Source organism: Sorangium sp. So ce1504, from assembly GCF_051521635.1.
In the GTDB taxonomy this organism is placed as follows: Bacteria; Myxococcota_A; Polyangia; order Polyangiales; family Polyangiaceae; genus Sorangium; species Sorangium cellulosum_B.
This window is the reverse complement of record NZ_CP150365.1, coordinates 7,007,819-7,025,986: the sequence shown is the minus strand read 5'-3', so window position 1 is coordinate 7,025,986 and position 18,168 is coordinate 7,007,819. Positions and strand designations below refer to the sequence as shown.

General features: G+C 72.6%; 12 protein-coding genes. 2 read left to right on the top strand and 10 right to left on the bottom strand.

What is annotated here, in order from left to right; genetic code table 11:
• Nucleotides 1-72: 72 nt before the first annotated feature.
• Together WMF39_RS26385 and WMF39_RS26380 are read right to left on the bottom strand one after the other, a co-directional pair.
• Nucleotides 73-819 (bottom strand): TenA family transcriptional regulator, encoded by a 747-nt coding sequence (locus WMF39_RS26385; protein WP_437739245.1) that lies wholly within the window; start codon nt 817-819, stop codon nt 73-75.
• A gap of 295 nt (nt 820-1,114) precedes the next feature.
• Nucleotides 1,115-1,720 (bottom strand): hypothetical protein, encoded by a 606-nt coding sequence (locus WMF39_RS26380; RefSeq protein ID WP_012237471.1) that lies wholly within the window; start codon nt 1,718-1,720, stop codon nt 1,115-1,117.
• A gap of 470 nt (nt 1,721-2,190) precedes the next feature.
• On the opposite strand from WMF39_RS26380, the gene WMF39_RS26375 reads away from it, so the two are divergent.
• On the top strand, nt 2,191-2,967 hold the full coding sequence (locus WMF39_RS26375) for a chlorite dismutase family protein (RefSeq protein ID WP_437739244.1): 777 nt from the start codon (nt 2,191-2,193) through the stop codon (nt 2,965-2,967).
• 15 nt (nt 2,968-2,982) lie between these two features.
• Here WMF39_RS26375 and WMF39_RS26370 read toward each other — a convergent pair whose 3' ends face one another.
• From WMF39_RS26370 to WMF39_RS26350, 5 genes are all read right to left on the bottom strand, one after another.
• A complete protein-coding gene (locus WMF39_RS26370) occupies nt 2,983-4,758 on the bottom strand; it encodes a phospho-sugar mutase (protein ID WP_437739243.1) in 1,776 nt (591 codons plus the stop codon).
• A gap of 163 nt (nt 4,759-4,921) precedes the next feature.
• On the bottom strand, nt 4,922-6,322 hold the full coding sequence (locus tag WMF39_RS26365) for an acetyl-CoA carboxylase biotin carboxylase subunit (RefSeq protein ID WP_437739242.1): 1,401 nt from the start codon (nt 6,320-6,322) through the stop codon (nt 4,922-4,924).
• A 95-nt stretch (nt 6,323-6,417) separates the two neighbouring features.
• Nucleotides 6,418-7,581, bottom strand: coding sequence for a 23S rRNA (adenine(2503)-C(2))-methyltransferase RlmN (gene rlmN, locus WMF39_RS26360; protein WP_437739241.1), 1,164 nt, complete (start codon nt 7,579-7,581; stop codon nt 6,418-6,420).
• 65 nt (nt 7,582-7,646) lie between these two features.
• Nucleotides 7,647-8,798: a CgeB family protein gene (locus tag WMF39_RS26355; protein ID WP_437739240.1), complete on the bottom strand. Its 1,152-nt coding sequence runs from the start codon at nt 8,796-8,798 to the stop codon at nt 7,647-7,649.
• 876 nt (nt 8,799-9,674) lie between these two features.
• Nucleotides 9,675-10,565, bottom strand: coding sequence for a serine/threonine-protein kinase (locus WMF39_RS26350; protein WP_437739239.1), 891 nt, complete (start codon nt 10,563-10,565; stop codon nt 9,675-9,677).
• A gap of 710 nt (nt 10,566-11,275) precedes the next feature.
• Between WMF39_RS26350 and WMF39_RS26345 the strand changes: the two genes are divergently transcribed.
• The gene (locus WMF39_RS26345) at nt 11,276-15,133 is read left to right on the top strand and encodes a serine/threonine-protein kinase (protein WP_437739238.1); all 3,858 of its coding nucleotides are present in this window, start codon (nt 11,276-11,278) and stop codon (nt 15,131-15,133) included.
• 21 nt (nt 15,134-15,154) lie between these two features.
• On the opposite strand, the gene WMF39_RS26340 is transcribed toward WMF39_RS26345, so the two are convergent.
• The 3 genes from WMF39_RS26340 to WMF39_RS26330 form a co-directional block, all read right to left on the bottom strand.
• On the bottom strand, nt 15,155-15,436 hold the full coding sequence (locus tag WMF39_RS26340) for a pyrimidine/purine nucleoside phosphorylase (RefSeq protein WP_437739237.1): 282 nt from the start codon (nt 15,434-15,436) through the stop codon (nt 15,155-15,157).
• A gap of 9 nt (nt 15,437-15,445) precedes the next feature.
• Complete coding sequence (locus tag WMF39_RS26335) at nt 15,446-16,333, bottom strand: hypothetical protein (RefSeq protein WP_437739236.1); 888 nt, start codon at nt 16,331-16,333, stop codon at nt 15,446-15,448.
• Between the two features lie 473 nt (nt 16,334-16,806).
• Nucleotides 16,807-18,162 (bottom strand): ATP-binding protein, encoded by a 1,356-nt coding sequence (locus WMF39_RS26330; RefSeq protein WP_437739235.1) that lies wholly within the window; start codon nt 18,160-18,162, stop codon nt 16,807-16,809.
• Between the last annotated feature and the right edge of the window lie 6 nt (nt 18,163-18,168).

Genomic DNA, 18,168 nt, shown 5'->3' with positions numbered 1-18,168 from the left:
TTCTTCGGAGATCTCGTATCTCCGCTGGGGCTCGGCGCCGGTCGTGCGCGGCGCTGCCAGGAGGTGCCCGCGTCAGCTGCCGCCGCGGTGCGGGACGCTGCAGGCCCTGAACGCTTTCTCGAACAGCTCGAGCGAGCGGGAGATGCTCGAATGCACCCGGCGGATCTCCTCGGCGGAGGTGGTCGCGAGCTTCACGATCTCGAGCGCCTCGCGCGGGTGGGCATCATCGTAGTTCGCATGCGCGGCGAGCCACGTCAGCGACTTGCTCCCCTCGCCATAGAGCTTCGTAAAGCTCGGCAGCACCACGCGAGAACACTCGCCGATGACCCCCTCGATCGCATAGTTCACCGCGCCGACCGCCTCCGCGAGGGAGCCGCGGTAGGACACCGACCAGAGCCACTCGAAGAGCGACGCGATCTCCGGGCTCGGGCGGTGGCTCGTGATGTCCGAGGTGCTGTGCCCGTGCCACGCCGCCCAGTCGAGGTACCAGCGCACGTGCAGCGCCTCGACCCGGATGTTGCCGATGAGCCAGTCTCGCACGAGGGAGTCGCGCGGCGACTGGCCATAGGTCGTCTTGGCGAGGCTGAGCCCCATGTACTTCGGGAACGCCTCGACCACGCAGAAGAACTCCCGGAGGAGCCCCTTCCACATCTCCTGATCGACCGGCTCCGTCATCGTCTGCGCGATCGGCGGCGTGTAGACCGCGGCCTTCCACTGGTCGGCCAGAGATTCGAGCATGTCCTCGACCCAGACCGGGTGCGGCGTCGCCTGAAGGCTGTCCTTGACTTCCTTATGCCGCTGCGAGCGAGGTGACAGCATGAAATTACCTGTAGGGTTGCTGGGTCAATCTGCCTCGTGGCTGCCCGCCGGTCTCTACCCCACCGAATCTCCGCAGGCCGACCGGTCAGCGGCCGTCAGGAGACAATCCGCAAAGCAGGCACGATGCTGATCCCGAGCACGAAGGACGAGAGGGGCAGCGCGAGGACCTCACCATGGGAGGCTTCGTGTACATGTGTCCTGCCTGCATCCAGTCTGGATCAAGGTGAAGGAGCAAGTCAATAGGCAAACGAGGGCGCCGCCGCAACGACAAGAGGGCCGATCTCGCTCAGGTCGCTCACCATACGACCTCGGAGAGGCACTCCGTCGCGCCGCGGAACCGGCACCGCTGGTGGGTTACCTTGGGGGTGGATGCACCGCACAGGAGGAGCGCCTGCTCGACCCAGCCGCAGACGCCTTCTCCGCAGTTCATCGCGGAAGGCCCCTCGTCGTCCCCGGTCGGGCCTGTGATGGTCAGCACCCACTCCCGCGGCTTCACCATGCGCGGGAAGACCTTCCCGGAGTCGAAGTAGCGCGACCAGAACATTCCAGTCCGGGCGACGATCGTGTCGGGCATGGCGATCGAGAGCGCGAACTTCAACACCGTATTGAGGTCGCGATCCGCGACGTAGCGGGCAAACCGCTTGAGCTCAGCGGTTTGGTCGCTCGCAGTCCGCGCGTGCGTTCGCAAGGCGCGGTTCCAGACGCCGATCGGATACCAGCTGCTCGCGAGCAGCGGCTGAGAGAGTACGTCCCGGTCTGACTTGGGCAGCGACGTCACCAGGCGCTCCCATGCACCGGCGTCGCGGGTCGTCGTGACGAACGACCGGAGGTTGACCAGCAACGTTCCTTTGCATCTACCGGCGGGGATCGAGGTCTTGGTCTTCGTCTCGTGCGTCTTCATCGCGGCGAACCTACGGCGGGAAGGCCCCGGCGAAGCTGAGCCCGATCGAGGGCGCGGCGCACGTACCCTCGGACGGGAAACCCTGCCCGGGAGCACATCGTCGGGGCAACTCCAGGAGTCGTGGTTGTACCTTGCAGGGGAGCGTGAGTCGGGCTCGATGGCAAGAGATGATTACGTGGGAGCAGCCGTGCGACACGAGCCGACGTGGCCCTGCGCAAGATCACGCCGGTTGTCCAGCTCTCCTTTCGACCCGAGACGCCAGACCCCCCGCGACCGCCGCAGACGTCTGCGCGCGCAATGGTGTGATGCGCATTACGTGATTTCGCGCCGCGCTCGTCGGTCGTCGTGGCCGTCGACGGGCGCTCGTCGCGGCGACGGGGGCTCGCAGCGGCGACGGGCGCTCGCGGCAGGTGCGGAGGTGCTGCGCCTGGCAGTTGCCGTCCTCCCCGAACCTCGGTACCCCTACGCCCATGAGCGAACCCACCACGGGCCGGCCCGCCGCCGGCCACGCGGAGCCCGAGCTGCCGCACATCGACGTCGCCGAGCGGGGGGCGCCGCGCGACGGCCGGCCGCAGGTCATCGACGGCCGGCTGTTCATGCAGCTGCTCGTGTTCCGTTGCCCCGGCGACGCCGATCCGGCGGAGCTGACCCGCGCAGCCGGCCAGGCGCTCGCGTCGCAGCGCGTCGGCGCGGTCGTCTACGAGGACATCAACGATCCGCGCGGGATCGCCGTGCTCACATGGGCGGAGGACCCCGCCGTCTTCGTCCAGACCGTCCGCCCGGCGCTCAACCGCAGCGAGCTCCGAGCCCTGGAGCTTCGCCCCGATTTCACGATGCTGGGGCGCACGTACTCGACCGGCTACGAGCAGGATCTCGACTTCTGGCTGCTCCGGCGCCCGGCGGAGACCGTCTTGAACCCCGCCTGGCCGTGGGCGGTGTGGTATCCGCTCCGCCGCAGCGGCGCGTTCTCGAAGCTCGAGGGGCGCGAGCAAGGGAGCATCCTGCGCGAGCACGGCACCATCGGCAGGGCCTATGGCGCCCAGGACCTCGCCCACGACATCCGCCTCGCGTGCCACGGCCTCGACGCCCGCGACAACGAGTTCGTGATCGGGCTCGTCGGCAAGGAGCTCCACCCGCTCTCCCACATCGTGCAGACGATGCGGAAGACCCGCCAGACCTCGGAGTTCATCAGCCAGATGGGCCCGTTCTTCGTCGGCCGCGCCGCCTTCCGCAGCCCGGGCGGCTGACGGGGCCGCTCCCTCTCAGCCGATGCCGGCGAGGCCCGAGAACGCCAGGGCCAGGGCGTCGAGCCGCGCCGCCGCGCGGGCCTCGGCGTCGGCCAGCGGCTCGTCCGCGGCGACCTCCTCGCGCACGTCGAAGTAGAACTTGATCTTCGGCTCCGTCCCGCTCGGGCGGGCGATGAGCCGGCTCCCGTCGTCGAGCTCGTACACGAGCACGTTGCTCGGAGGCAGCACGAGCGGCTCGACCAGGCCGTCGCTCGTGGTGCGCGTGCGCGCCTCGAAATCGCGCCACGCCACCACGGGGACGCCCCCGATCGCGGCCGGCGGGCTCTTCCTTAGCGCGGCCATGATCGCGGCGATCTTGTCGAGGCCGTCGACGCCGCGCAGGGTGTACGAGCGCTGCCCGCTCATGTAGAGGCCGTACTTGCGGGTGATCGCCTGGAGCTCGTCCAGCAGGGTCCTGCCCTCGGCCTTGCGCACCGCCGCGAGCTCGGCGACCAGCGCCGCGGCGCTGATGCCGTCCTTGTCGCGCACGACCGGGCCGACGGTGTAGCCGAGCGCCTCCTCGAAGCCGAACACGAAGCGGGCCCCGGTCGAGCGCTCGATGTCCATCGCCCGGTTGGCGATCCACTTGAACCCGGTCAGGGTCTCCTCGTAGTGAACCCCGAGCGCCGCGGCGATGACGCCCAGCATCGGAGTCGAGACGCAGGACGCCAGCACGAGCCGGCGCTCGTCCGCGCCCTGCGCGCGCCCCTCGGTGAGCAGGTAATTGCCGAGGAGCACGCCGACCTGGTTGCCCGTGAGCTGCACGTACTCGCCGTCAGGGCGCCTCACCGCCACGGCGAGCCGGTCGACGTCGGGATCGTTGGCGAGGACGAGGTCGGCGCCCTCCCGCTTCGCGAGGGCGAACGCCAGGTCCATGGCGCCCTTCTCCTCGGGGTTCGGGAACGCGACCGTGGGGAACCCGCCATCCGGCTCGGCCTGCTCGGGCACGCTCGCCACGCGCGTGAAGCCGGCTTCGCCGAGCGCCTGGCGGACCAGGCGATTGCCGACGCCGTGAAGCGGCGTGTACACGATGCAGAGATCGCGATCCCCGTCGCTCCGCACCGCGAGGCCGCGGATCGCGCCGAGGTAGCTCCGCTCCAGCTCCTCGGGGAAGTCGCGCACCAGCCCGAGCCTCCTCGCCTCGTCGAGAGGCATGCGGGGGACCTGATCCGCCGGCGGCGAGGCGTCGATCGCCGTCGCGATGCCGGTGTCGTGGGGTGGGATGATCTGCGCGGCGTTGTCCCAGTACACCTTGAAGCCGTTGTACTCGGGCGGGTTGTGGCTCGCCGTCACCATCACGCCCGCGGCCGCGCCGAGGTGGCCGACCGCGAACGCCGCGACGGGCGTGGGGCAGGGGACGGGCGAGAGGTGGCTCGGGATGCCCGCGGCGGCGAGGGCGCAGGCGGTGTCCTCCGCGAACTCTCGGCTCATCCGGCGGCCGTCGTAGCCGATGACGACGCCGGCGCTCCGCGCCTTGTCGCCGAGCGCTTCGAGGAGGTGACGGGCGAGCCCCGCGGTCGTGCGGAGGATGACGGCGCGGTTCATCCGGCTCTCGCCGGCCCCGAGGACGCCGCGGATGCCCGCGGTGCCGAACTCCAGCGGGCCGGCGAAGCGCTCGGCGAGCTCGGCGCGGACGCCGTCCTCGCCTGCCCTGGCCGCGTCGATGAGCCGGCGCAGCTCGCTCTGGGTCTCCGGATCGGGGTCGTGGGAAAGCCAGCGTTCGGCGGGCTCGAGGACGAAGTCGTGGCTCACGCCTGGTATTTAGTTCATGCCGGCCGTGGTTTGCACCACGAGCGCGCGATTCAGCGCGGCGGCAGCGCGGGCGGCGACCGCCGCGCGCTGGCCCGCCGGCCCGGCGCCTACGTAGCCGGCGGCTCCCGGCCAGCTCGGACCGCTCAGCCCGCTCGGCCGAGCGTCAGCCCACCTTCTTGCCGGCGGCGAGCGCCTCGGCGAAGCGCGTGTCGTACTGCCCGCCGCGGAAATCACCGTCCTGCAGGATCTGGCGGAGGAACGCGAGGTTGGTCGCGGCGGGCCCGGCCGGACCGGTGAGCTCGATCGTCGTCTCGGCGAGCGCCCGGTCGAGGCGAGCGATCGCCTCGTCGCGCGTCGGGCCGTGGGCGACGATCTTGGCGAGCAGCGGGTCGTAGAACGGCGTCACCTCGAGCCCCTCGGCGACGCCGGTCTCGATCCGCAGGTCGTCGCCGGCGGCCGGCCAGCGGAGCGCGGTGATGCGGCCGGGCTGGGGGGCGAACTTCTTCGCCGGATCCTCCGCGTAGAGGCGCGCCTCGATGGCGTGGCCGCGGTAGGTGTGGCTCCGGACCTCCGGCGCGAGCGGCTCGCCCGCCGCGATGCGGATCTGGTGCTCGACCAGGTCGAGCCCGGTGCACATCTCCGTGACGCAGTGCTCGACCTGGAGCCGCGCGTTGACCTCCAGGAAGAAGAGCTCGCCGCTCTCCGCCGCGACGAACTCGACGGTACCCGCGCCGACGTAGCCGGCGGCCGTCACGACCCGGAGGGCGCTGTCGTGGAGCTCCTTCCGGCGGACCTCGCCCGCCGCTCCCTGGAAGAACGCGGCCGGCGACGGGGTCTCCTCGACGATCTTCTGGTGCCGGCGCTGCGCGCTGCACTCGCGCTCGCCGAGCGCGACGGCGCCGCCCTGCCCGTCGCAGAGCACCTGCACCTCGATGTGGCGCGGGCGCTCGATGTACCGCTCCATGTACACGCGCGGGTCCCCGAACGCCGCGCGGCCGCGGTCGGAGCACGCGGTGAGGGCGCGCGACAGCTTGCCTGGATCGGTGACGATCTGCATGCCGATGCCGCCGCCGCCGCCCGCGGCCTTGACGAGCAGCGGGAAGCCGATGCTCTCGGCGGCGCGCTGGGCGGCCTCGACGTCGGCGGGGTCGACCGGACCGCCCGTGCCCGGCGGCGGGAAGACGTCGGCCGCGCGCGCGTGATCCCGCGCGAGGATCTTGTCGCCGAAGGCGTGGAGCACCGCGGGCGGCGGGCCGATGAACGTGACGCCGGCCTCGACGACGGCCTCGGCGAAGGCCTGGTTCTCGCTGAGCAGCCCGTACCCGGGGTGGATGCCGTCGGCGCCCGTCGCGCGGGCCGCCTCGACGATCGCGTGGATGACCAGGTAGCTGTCCCGGACCGGCGGCGGCCCGATGCGCACCGCCTCGTCGGCCATCGCGACGTGCGGCGCGCTCGCGTCCGCGTCGGAGTACACGGCGACCGTCGCGATCCCGAGCCGTTTGCAGGTTCGGAGGACGCGGCAGGCGATCTCTCCACGGTTGGCGACGAGGATCTTCTTCAACACGGCCGACAGCTACGCCCCCGCGCGGCGGCGCGTCAAGACGCCCGCTGCAGGCGGCGCTCGCTCGCACGCTCCCGGGGGGGCGGCGCGCGCGAGCGTCAGCCGAGCGCCCGCCGCACCTTCGGCTTGGCCCCGAGCAGCACGAGCTGCCCGCAGGCCGCCGAGACGTCATCGCCGCGCCGGCGGCGAACGAAGCAGGAGTATCCCGCCTGGGTGAGCACCTCCTGGAACGCCGCCACGCGCTCCTGGGCCGGCGGACCCAGCGAGGAGGCCTCGATCGGGTTCATCGGGATGAGGTTGATCTTCACCGGGAGCCCGCGCAGGAGCTTCGCCAGCCGCCGCGCCTCGGCGGGATCGTCGTTCTGCCCGGCGACGAGCGTGTATTCGATGGTGATGCGCCGGCGCCGCGGCAGCGGGTAAGCGCGCAGCGCCGCGAGCAGCTCGTCGAGCGGGTGCTTGCGGTTGATGGGCATCAGCGCCGAGCGCGTCTCGTCGTCCGCGGCGTGCAGCGAGATCGCCAGCGCGATCTGCCCGCCAAAATCCGCTCCGAGCCGCGCGATCTCGGGCACGAGGCCCGACGTGGACACCGTGACCCGCCGCGTCGAGAGGTTGATCCCTTCCGGGTGCGTGAGCAGGCGCAGCGAGCGAGCGGTCGCTTCGTAGTTGTGGAGCGGCTCGCCCATGCCCATGTACACGACGTTGCGGAGCTCCTCGCCCTCCTCGAGCATCGCCCGCCCGAGGAGCACCTGGCCCGCGATCTCCTCGGCCCCGAGGTGGCGCTTGAGCCCCGCCACGCCGCTCGCGCAGAAGCTGCACCCCATGGCGCAGCCGACCTGCGTCGAGATGCACTGGGTGACGCGGACGCGCGGCGCGGCGTCCGCCTCCGCGGCCGCATCGTCGTCCTCGTCGTCGGCCGCCGCCGCGTCGGCGTCGAGCTGCGCGTGCGAGCCGGGGCCCGACACCGACGGGAGCAGGACCGTCTCGATGGTCGCGCCGTCGCGGAGGCGCAGGAGCAGCTTGCGCGTGCCGTCCTCGGAGCGATGAACCCGCTCGGGCGTCAGCACCTCACCCAGCCCCTCCGCGGCGAGGTGCTCGCGCAGCCGCGCCGGGAGGTTCGTCATCGCGGCCGGATCGAGGACGCCGCGGCGATGGATCCACTGGAATACCTGCTTCGCCGTGAACGACCGCTCTCCGCGGGCAGCCAGCGAGGCCGACCAGTCTTCAGGCAGCCGGGCGACGGGGTGAAGCGGCGTGGAGCGCACCTGCCTGGCCTACTGCGCGCCGCCCCCAGCGGCAAGGGGAGCAGGCGGGTGGCCAGGCCAAAGCGTCAGCCGCTCTGGCTCTCGACCTGTGACGCCGTGAGCTGCCCGTCGCGCTCGCGGCGCGCGCGCGTCCGGCTGGCGGCCTCGAGCACCTCGCGGGTGTAGCGCTCGAACGCCTCGGCCCGGTGCATCGCGGTGTGCTCGGCGAAGACGCGCTGCCTCGCCCGCTGGCCCAGCGTGAGGCGCTTGTCCTCCTTCATCTCCCTGAGCTTCCGGAGCACGTCCTCCGGCGAGCGCACGAGCAGGATCTCCTCGCCGGGCTGGAAGAACGTCTCGATACCCGGCCAGGCGTCGCTCAGGACAGGGGTCCCGCACGCGGCCGCCTCGAACAGGCGCGCGCTCGGCGACCACCCGGACTCGACCATCGCACGGCGGGTCAGGTTCAGCGTGAAGCGCTGCGAGTTGTAGAAGATGCGGTGCTCGTCCGGCGGGAGGTGCTCCGTCCGGGAGACGTTCTCCGGCCACGTGAGCGACGCCGGGTACTGCGCGCCCGCCACCGCGAAGCGCCCGCGGCGCATGCGCCGCGCCGGCTCGAGGAGGAGCCGCTCGACGGCCGCCTGCCGGTCGTCGCTGTAGGTCCCGAGGTAGCCGAGATCCCAGCGCATCGGCGCCGGCTGGGGATGGTACACGTCCGTGTCCGCCGAGCAGTAGAGCGCCCGCGCGCGCACCGCGCCGTGGCTGCGCTCCAGCCGCTCCAGCGTCGGGCCCCCCGTCGCCGACAGATAGAGATCATACCGCGGGATCAGCGCCGGCGTCAGGTACGCGTGATCCCCGTGCGCCAGCCGGCCCAGCGTGACGGGGGTGTCCAGATCGTAGAACGCGGCCTTTCCGCGGGCCTCTTCCGTGATCCATGCCCCGACCGTCGCCCCTTCCGGTACGAAGGAGCCGACGATCACGAGATCGGCTTCGCGCACGGCGCGTGAGAATCTATCGCGGAGCTCGGTAATGCTCGAGTACTGCTCGGTCGTGCCGTAAGGCGGGTTGGGCAGGTCGCGGTGCTGATCGTAGATGGGGAGGTTCCGCTCCAGAAAGAGCATCCGGTGGCCGCGCGACGCGAGCGCCCGGAGGAGCGCTCTGTACGTCGTGGCGTGGCCGTTGCCCCACGAAGACGTGATGGAGAGCCCCAGGAAGACATAGCGGTAGGTAGTTGTCGTCATAGCGTGGTGGCGGCAAGGGTTGAGAGATCCCAGACGGCGTGCCGGCCCGGAATGCGCCGGTCCCGAGGTACACCGCGGCGGCCCCGGAGAGGCGAAAGACGCCTCGCGGACACCTGCGCAACGTGCGCAACGTGCGCAACATGCGCAACATGCGCAACATGCGCAAAACGAGCGGCACGCCGATCCAGTTGCCCTGGCGCCGCGCGAGAGGGCGCGGCGACGAGCGCACCCGGGATTAACATGCGTGCTCACCCTCTGCAATGCTGTGAGATGCAGTTTCTTGATCGAAGATGCGTATTCCTCGTCAGACGCCAGGCGGTAAGGCCCGCCCTTTTCCCGTGACGACGAAGCGCGCGAAATCGCCGCTTGCTCCGGGATAACGCGGCTCGTTCGGGTAAAGCACCCGACGGCAACCGTCCTCGCATCGCAGAGGAACCGGCCTGTGCGGTAAACGCTGTTCGGAAGCGATGATGGTGAGAAAAAGAGGGACGTTGTCGCAATGGTCGGTGACGGCTGCTGGTTGAACGGAGCGTCGACGGGGGAGCCCTGCTCCGGAACGCCGGGGCAGCGCTGGTGAAGCGCCGCCCAGGCCGGCGCGCGCTGTCGGACGCATACGCCGCGGAGCGACGGGGCCTGGGGGCGCGGCCGGCGGCAGGGGGATTCCGCCGTCCAGCTGAGCCCGCCGGCGGACCGGCGGCCTCGGCCGGGCAGGGGCGCCTGGCCTCGCGGAGAAATCGGGCGGGGGAGCAGGAAGGCAGGAAGCGCGCGGCGCTGTCCGGGCGCCTTCCTGTCGGTGCGGGGACGCTGCGGTGGAATCGGGAGGCCGGGTGTCCAGCCTTCAGCGGCGGTGGGGCCGCGCGAGAGCCGTCGAGACGTTCAGGTGGCGGGGCTCAGCGCCTGCCAGCCCTGGATCACCTCGGCGATGCTCGCGAAGCGGCGGTCCGGACTGTGCGCCAGACCCCTGTTCACGAACACCTCGATCTCCCGGTCGACCGGCGGAGGCATCAGGCTGCCCAGGCGGCGCGGCGGCGTCCTCGTCTTGAGATCGGCGAGCATCATCAGATTGCGCGCGGCGTAGGGGAGCTCGCCGGTAAGCGCGTGAAAGATCACCGTCATGGCCGCATAGAGGTCGGCCCGGTGATCCACCGTCTTCCCCTTCGTGAGCTGCTCGGGCGGCGCGAACCTGAAATCGCCGAGACACCGGCTCGGTAACGTCGGCCCCGCGTCGGAGAGCCCGGGAGGGAGCTTGCACGAGCCGAGATCCAGGAGCGTCAGCCGCTCGCCGTCAGGACCCTGGTCGAGGAGCACGTTCGCGGAGCTGATGTCGCGGTGGATGATGCCAATCTCGTGCAGCTCGGCGATCGCCGACCAGAGCTGCCCGCCCAGCGGGTGAACGGCGCTGAACGGGAGTGGCCCCTGCCGGGAGATGCGCTCGCTGAGGAGCTCCCCCTCGCGCAGCTCGAACACGAGGAGAGGACCGTGCGCCGGGTCCTTGCCGCCGTCGAGCGAGGGCAGTGTGTGCGGGCCCCGCAGCCGCTCGCACGCCACCGCCTCTCGCCGGAAGCGCGCCTCGGCCTCCTGCTGGGGCATGCGCTCTGGCGTGTTGAGCACGCCTCCCGGCTCCTGGCGCACCGGGGGCTCCCCGAGCACCTTGACCGCGACGCGCCGGCCGGTGCTCGCGTCCTCGGCGCTGAACACCTCACCGAGGCCTTCGCGGCGGAGATGACGTACCACGCGGTAGCGCTGGAGCAGAACGGTTCCGGGCACGATTGACAAGAGCGGCCTCCTTCGCTTGACAAAGGGGGGTCCAGCGCGTTCCGGTCGCCTCCCCCCTCTCCCCAGACAAGCTCATTTATCACGCAGACGCGACAGAGGAAGCGCCGCGCGCAGCGTCACACGACGAAGGGCTCCCGCGCCTTGTTTTTTTGTTTTCCGGCGCGCGCCGCTTCACATCGGCCGCCCGTCGCACCCGAGGTCGCCTGGACGAAAAAGCCGCGGGGCACGGGACGGGGAAAAATGGGGCGCGGCCCGCGGGACAACGGGGCGAAGGCGGTCCGGGGCGCGGGCCGCCGGCCGAGGCGCGTCGCCGCGGCGGGAGCGGCCAGCGCCTGGGTCACCACGGCCGCGCCGGTCTCAGCGGCTGGGCCGCGCCGGTGTGCCGCATTGCCCTCGTCGCGCGCCGCCGGAGCGCCGAGCGGGTGCCTCGTGGGAGCGCGCTCCGGTGGACGGCGGTGGAGCACCGGACTGCCCTCGTGGCCGCGGGCCGCCGGCGCTTCGACGCTGCAGAGTTGCCCCTGGCCGCGCTCTCTGGTGACGATGCGCACCGGAGCGCGGCAATCGGTGGTGATTGCATGACGGCGGCGGCGCCTCGCGGCGCCCGCTTCCGGGGACACGCCAGTAACCCCGAACCGCTGGCCATTCAGGTGAACTTCGCGTAGCTCCCACACAGGGCGGACGATCCGGAGCGACGGCAGGCAATGCGAGCGGGAGACGTCATCGACGGCCGGTTCGAGATCATGGAGCTCGCGGGCGCCGGCGGCATGGGCCACGTCTTTCGCTCGCGCGACCTCAAGACCGGCGAGACCATCGCCCTCAAGGTCCTCCAGAACGCCGCCTCCCAGGACTCGAACCGCCTCGCGCGCGAGGCGCAGGCGCTCGCCACGCTGCGGGTGCCGGGGGTGGTGCGGTACATCTCGCACGGCCGCACGGAGCACGGCCACCCCTACCTCGCCATGGAGTGGCTCACCGGCGAGACCCTCTCCCAGCGCCTCGCCCGGCAGGCGTTCACCCTGGAGGAGAGCCTCAAGCTCGCCCGGCGCGTCGCGACCACCCTCGGCTCCGTGCACCGGCTCGGCGTCGTCCACCGCGATCTCAAGCCGAGCAACCTGCTCCTCGTCGGCGGCACCATCGACCGCATCACGCTCATCGATTTCGGTGTCGTCCGGATGTCCGGCATCGACCAGCAGCTCACCATGCCCGGCGCCATCCTCGGCACCCCCGGCTACATGGCGCCGGAGCAGGCCCGCGGCGAGGCGCATGTCGACGCGCGCGCCGACGTCTTCGCGCTCGGCTGCCTGCTCTACAAGTGCGTCTCGGGGCGCGCCCCGTTCCGCGGCGCGCGCGGGCTCGCCGTGCTCGTCAAGGTGCTGATCGAGGAGCCGCCGTCGCTCCGGTGGCTCCGCGACGACGTGCCCGAGGCGCTCGACGCGCTGGTCCAGCGGATGCTGTCGAAGTCGCCCGAGGGGCGGCCGAGCGACGGCAACGCGGTCGCGATCGAGCTCGCCGGGCTCATGGATCCCGCGGCGATCTCCGTCCGCCCGCCCGCGATGTCCGTCCGCCCGCCGGAGCTCACGACCGGCGAGCGCAAGGTGATGTGCCTCGTCCTCGCGCGCGACGGCCTCTCCGCCGCCGATCCGTCTCCCCCCGAGGTCGACGAGCAGGCGCGCGCGCAGGCGCTCTCGACCACGGCGGCGCGCTACAAGGGCCAGCTCGAGCTCGTCGACGCGCGGCTGCCGCTCGTCGTGCTGTCCGGCGCCGGCGCGACGACCGACCTCGCGGCCCGGGCCGCCCGCTGCGCGCTCGCCGTCCAGGCGCTCCTCGGCGGCGCGCCGGTCGCGGTCGTCACGGGCAGGGCGGAGATCGCCTCGCGCATGCCGATCGGCGACCTCATCGACCGCGTGGTCCAGCTGCTCCCCGAGGGCCGAGCGACGTCCCGCGCGCCGGCGATCCGCATCGACGAGGTGACGGCGGGCCTGCTCGGCGCGCGGTTCGAGATCACGTCCGACGGGGGGGGCCCCTGGCTCCACGGCGCGCGCGAGGAGCCGGAGGCGCCGCCCCACGTGCTCGGCAAGGCCACGTCGTGCGTCGGGCGCGAGCGGGAGCTCGCGCTGATCCGGGACGAGCTCGCCCGCTGCATCGAGGAGTCGACCCCGAGCGTCGTGCTCGTCACGGGGCCGGCGGGCATCGGCAAGTCGCGGCTCCGCCACGAGCTCGTCCGCGCGATCCGGGAGGACGGCGAGCCGGTCGAGGTGTGGCTCGGCCAGGTGGATCCGATGAGCGCCGGGTCGGCCTTCGGCCTGCTCGCGCACGCGCTCCGGCGGGCGATCGGCCTCACGGACGCCGATCCCGTCGAGGAGCGGCGGCGCAAGGTGCGGGCGCGGGTCGAGCGGCACGCGGCGCTCGACGCCGCGCGGGTCGCGACGTTCCTCGGCGAGCTCGTCGGCGCGCCGTTCCCGGACGACGACGTGCAGCTCCGGGCGGCGCGGCGCAACCCGATGCTCATGGGCGATCAGCTGCGCCTCGCCTGGGAGGACTTCCTGCGCGCCGAGTGCGCGGTGCAGCCGGTCCTCCTCGTGCTCGAGGACCTGCACTGGGGCGATCTGCCCACGGTCACGATGGTCGACGCCGCGCTCCGGAACCTGAAGGACCGGCCTTTCATGGTCATGGCGCTCGGCCGGCCCGAGGTGCACGAGCTCTTCCCGAAGCTGTGGGACGAGCGGCGCGGGCACAAGCTCCGCCTCGCGGGGATCTCGCGCCGGTCGAGCGAGCGGCTCGTGCGCCAGGTGCTCGGCGAGCGCGAGAGCCCGGCGCTCGTGGCGACGCTGGTCGAGCGCGCCGACGGCAACGCCTTCTACCTCGAGGAGCAGATCCGCGCGGCGGCGGCGGGCAAGGGCGTGGACCTGCCCGAGACGGTGCTGGCGATGGTGCAGGCGGAGCTCGACGCGCTCGACGTGGGCGCGCGGCGCGCGCTGCGGGCCGGGGCGATCTTCGGCGAGACCTTCTCGCGGAGCGGGGTCGCCGCGCTGGTCGGCCGGGCGGAGGTCGAGCCGCTGCTCGCCGAGCTCGAGGTGCGGGAGCTCATCGTCCGGCGTTCTGTGGAAGGCGCGCCGGAGGCGGCCGAGTACCGGTTCCGGCACGCGCTCGTGCGCGAGGCGGCGTACGGGATGCTGACCGATCACGATCGCCGCCTCGGCCACCGGCTCGCCGGCGAGTGGCTCGAGCGGACGGGCGTGGCGGATCCGATGGCCCTGGCCGAGCATTTCGAGCGCGGCGGCGAGCCGGCGCGGGCCGCGGCGGCGACCCTGCGCGCGGCCGAGCAGGCGCTGCTCGGGAGCGACCTGGGCGCGGCGATCGAGCGCGTCGAGCGCGGCATCGCGCGCGGCGCCTCGAAGGCGACGGCCGGGGCGCTGCGGCTCTGCCAGGCGGAGGCGCACCTCTGGCGGGGCGAGTTCGCGCTTGCGGAGCGGCGGGGGACCGAGGCCCTGGAGCGGCTCGCGCCCGGGTCGGCGCCGTGGTTCTCGGCGCTCACGCAGGTGATCCTCGCGGCCTCGAAGCGCGGCAACCACGACCAGGTCGAGGGCCTGCTGCGCCTGGCGCAGGGCACCGAGGCGCGGCGCTCGGCGCGCCCCGCGCGCAGCGTGTGCCTGTGCGCGGGCGCCGGGCGGCTCGTGTTCGGAGGGCGGTACCAGCTCGCGGACGAGCTGCTCGACGGGATCGAGCAGGACGCCGAGGAGACCGAGCAGGAGGTCGAGGTGCTGGCGCGGCTCCACGAGGCGCGCGCGTACCGGGCGATGGCGGTCGGCGATCCCGGCGCGTGCCTCGCGGGCTTCGAGGCGGCGCTCGCGGCGTTCGAGCACGCGGGGGATCGCCGCAACGCCTGCTGGGCGAGGAACAACCTGGGCTCCTGCTACGCGGAGCTCGGCGATTTCGAGGGCGCCGACGCGGCGCTGCGCGCGTCGCTCGCGGACGCGGAGCGGATGGGCCTGTCGGACGTCCGGCTCGGCGCGCTCCTCAACCTCGGTCCGGTGCTCGCGCAGCAGGGCCTCGTCGAGGAAGCGCGGCGGACGGCGGAGGAGGCGATCGCGACGTCCCAGCGCCTCGGCGACGCGCGCGGGGAGGGCGCCGGGCGGGCGTGCCTCGCGAGGATCGTGCTCCAGGCGGGCGATCTCGGGGGGGCCGAGCGCGAGGCGCGCGCCGCGGTCGCGATCCTGTACGGCGCGCCGCCCTTGCGGGCCTTCGCGTACGCGGTGCTCGGGCGGGCGCTGCTCGACGCGGGGCAGGCGGTGGACGCGCTCGCGGCGACGACCGAGGCGCTCTGCCTGCTGGAGTCGATGGGGGCCGAGGTGGGCGAGTCGCTGGTGCGCCTCTCGCACGCCGAGGCGCTCTCGGCCTGCGGCCACCGGCGGGAGGCGGTGATGGCGATCGCCTCGGCGCGGGAGCGCCTGATCGAGCGGGCGCGAAAGATCGGCGATCCGGTGTGGCGCGGGAAGTTCCTCGGCAATGTGCCGGACAACGTGGCCACGCTGGAGCTGGAGCGGCGCTGGCTCGATGCCTAGGGGCCTAGGCCGCCGGCGCGCTCAGAGGAACTCGCAGAAGTAGCCGGTGGGCTGCGTGGCCCTGACGTCGAAGCCGCTCTTGGCTGCCACCTCGAACGACGTCCCTGCCGGATAGGCACGCCATTCCGTGGAGCCGTCGATGCGGATCGCGAGCTCGCCGGCGACGACCGTCATCCGCTCCGGCGCCTCGGTCGAGAAGTGGAACTCGCCGGTGTCGATGACACCCACCGTCTGCCGGCGCCCGTGGCGCTCGAAGCCGACGCTCTGGACGTTGCCGTTGAAGTAGCTGTTGTGCTTGAGCATGGCGCCCTCCTACCGCGTCCCGCCGAGAGAGACCAGCGCGCTCGCGTCGCCGCGCACGCCTTCACCAGGCTCCCCCGGCGGGGCTCCGCTCGGCTCGGTGGCGGGGATGCCCGCGTCGTCCTCCTCTTGCGAAGCCTGCGCCGGCTTGCTGTTCGCGTAGCGCTTGCCCGCGCGGCTCGAGGCCCGGAGCACGGGCCCGCGGATGATCTCGATATCGCGCGCCGGAGCGCGCGAGAGCTCGAGGTTGGAGAGCACGAGCGCCACGATCTTGAACCACTGGCTGCGCGCGGCCTGGATCGTGGTCTTGCTGGCGGGGGCGGTGGTCTCGGTGGCCTCGATCTCCGCGCGGGCGCGCTCGAGCGTCTGGAGCTCCCGGCCCTTGGCGAGCCAGCGCTTCACGACATCGAGCAGCGACGCCTTGCCGTGGGCGGGGACGGACCTGAGGAAGCCGGCGATCCCGGGCTCGTCCTCGAGGAGGCGAGCGATGCGCGTGGTGTTGCCCGCCTCGGCGAGCGTCGAGGCGTTGACGATGGACAGGCCGCCCGGGAAGAGCTGCTTCTGGACGGCATCACACTGCGCGGCGCGGGAGGCGTCCGAGGGCGCTTCGGCGAGGCAGAGCTCGCGGTGCGCGTCGATACCGTAGGATACGGCCCGCGCGAGATGGTCGTGGCGCCGGTCGACCTCGCTGGTCTCGTCGACGATGGCGCGCAGCTTCGACGACATGCGGCCTCCGCCGCTGCTCGGCTGGACCGCGAGCACCGCCTCGTGGGCCTCCACGACCCGCGGGTGGAGCGCCGCGATCTCGGGGATCGCCAGGAACAGCCGGCGTTGCTCCGGGTCCTCGACCCATGGGGAAAGGAGCGCGACCATCTCGTCGATATTCAGATGCTTCAGCATGAGAGACACCTCCTGATGGGGTGATAAGGGCAATGCCTGAGGGCGCATTGCTGGCGAACAGGCAAGGGAAGTCCTGTCGTGTCGTCCGTCAAGGGCGGTGTTGCGCCGGTTTCGTGCGGTGTTCGCACGGGAGCTGGGCTCTTGCATGCGGTTTGAATCGTCCGGAATGGAGGGAGGGTACGGGAGCGGGCCTGGAGGGGGCGTCTCGTGCGGGATATCGCCTTGGAAGGCGGGCGGGTCGGTGTGGGACCGAGAGAGGAGGCTTCGGAAGGCGGCGCGGAGAGGTCGCGACGTGGCGGCGTCGCCTCGGCAGGGGGGCGGGTTGGTGCGGGACCGAGAGAGGAGGCCTCGGAAGGCGGCGCGGAGAGGTCGCGACGTGGCGGGGCCGGCTCGGGAGGGGGGCCGATCGATCTGGGATCGAAAAGGACGGCCTCGGAGGGGGGGCGGGTCGATCCAGCCCGCCAGCCCCCCGCTCAGCCCCCCGCGCCGACCGGCAGCCGCAGCGCGACCTCGAGCCCGCCGCCGTCCGCGTTCCTCGCCTCGACCTCGCCGCCGTGGATCCGCACCGCCCGCTGCGTGATGGCCAGCCCGATCCCCGTGCCGCCCGCGCCGCGCGCCCTGTGGTCGTCGACCCGGTAGAACGGCCTCCAGATGTCCGCGAGCGCGCCCTCCGGGACGCCTGGACCACGATCGCGGACGCGCACCTCGGCCGTCCCGCCGGAGCACTCGAGATCGACGCGGACCGCGGTGCCCGGCTCGGTGAAGCGCACCGCGTTGCGCACGACGTTCTCGATGGCGCGCCGGAGGAGCTCCTCGTTCCCGTCCAGCGAGCACGCGTCGCGCGCCCCGAGCTCGACCGAGCAACCCCGCTGCTCGGCCTCGAACGCGGCGTCCTCGACCAGCTGCTCCAGGAGCGCCGCGAGATCGACCCGCTCGGTGCGCTCCATGCCCCGGCCCGACTCCAGGCGGCTCAGCGTGAGCAGCTCGCCGATCATCCCGTTGAGCCGCTCCGTCTCCCGCTCGATCCGATCGAACGCAGGCTCCACGTCCGGCGGCGAGCGCCGGCGGACGAGCTCGAGCGCGATGTTGAGCCGCGCGAGCGGCGACCGGAGCTCGTGAGAGACGTCGCGCAGGAGCCGGCGCTGCGTCTCCAGGAGCTCGTCGATGCGCTCGGCCATCCGGTCCATGTCGCGCCCGAGCGCCAGCGTCTCGCCGTCCGCGCCCGCGAGCTTCTGCGCGACGCGCACCGAGAGATCGCCCGCGGCCATCCGCTGGGTGGCGCCGCGCAGGATGCGGATCGGACGGGACAGGTACCGCGCGAGGAGCACCGCGACGAGCCCGGTGACGGCGACGATCGCGAGGAGCCGCTGGGGCAACGTCTCCGGCACGATGAAGAACATCCACGGCGACCGGACCGGACCGGCCGCGACCGCGGCGAGGGCAGGGTCGCGGCGCAGGACGACCGCGACGAGCTCCCGCTCCTCGCCGACCTCGATGGCGATGCCGTCGGCCGAGCGCCTCGCCCTGTCCTCGGCGAGCGGCGCGCCCTCGACGGGCTCGCCCATCACGAGCGCGCCGGCCCGGTAGACCGCGACGCGCTGATCCCGCGGATCGAGCGGCGCGAGGCGCTGCTCGCAGCCGGGGAGCCCTTCCCGCGCGCAGGCGAGCGCGCCCTCCGCCCGGAGCTCGACGCTGCGCGTGTTCAGGCGGCGGCGCAGCCCGCTCGGCTCGGCGGAGAACGCCCAGCCGTGGATCACCGCGAGCAGGCCGACGAGCAGCGCCATGGCGAGCCACAGCGAGACGAGGAGGCGCAAAAAGAGGCTCTTCACGGCCGC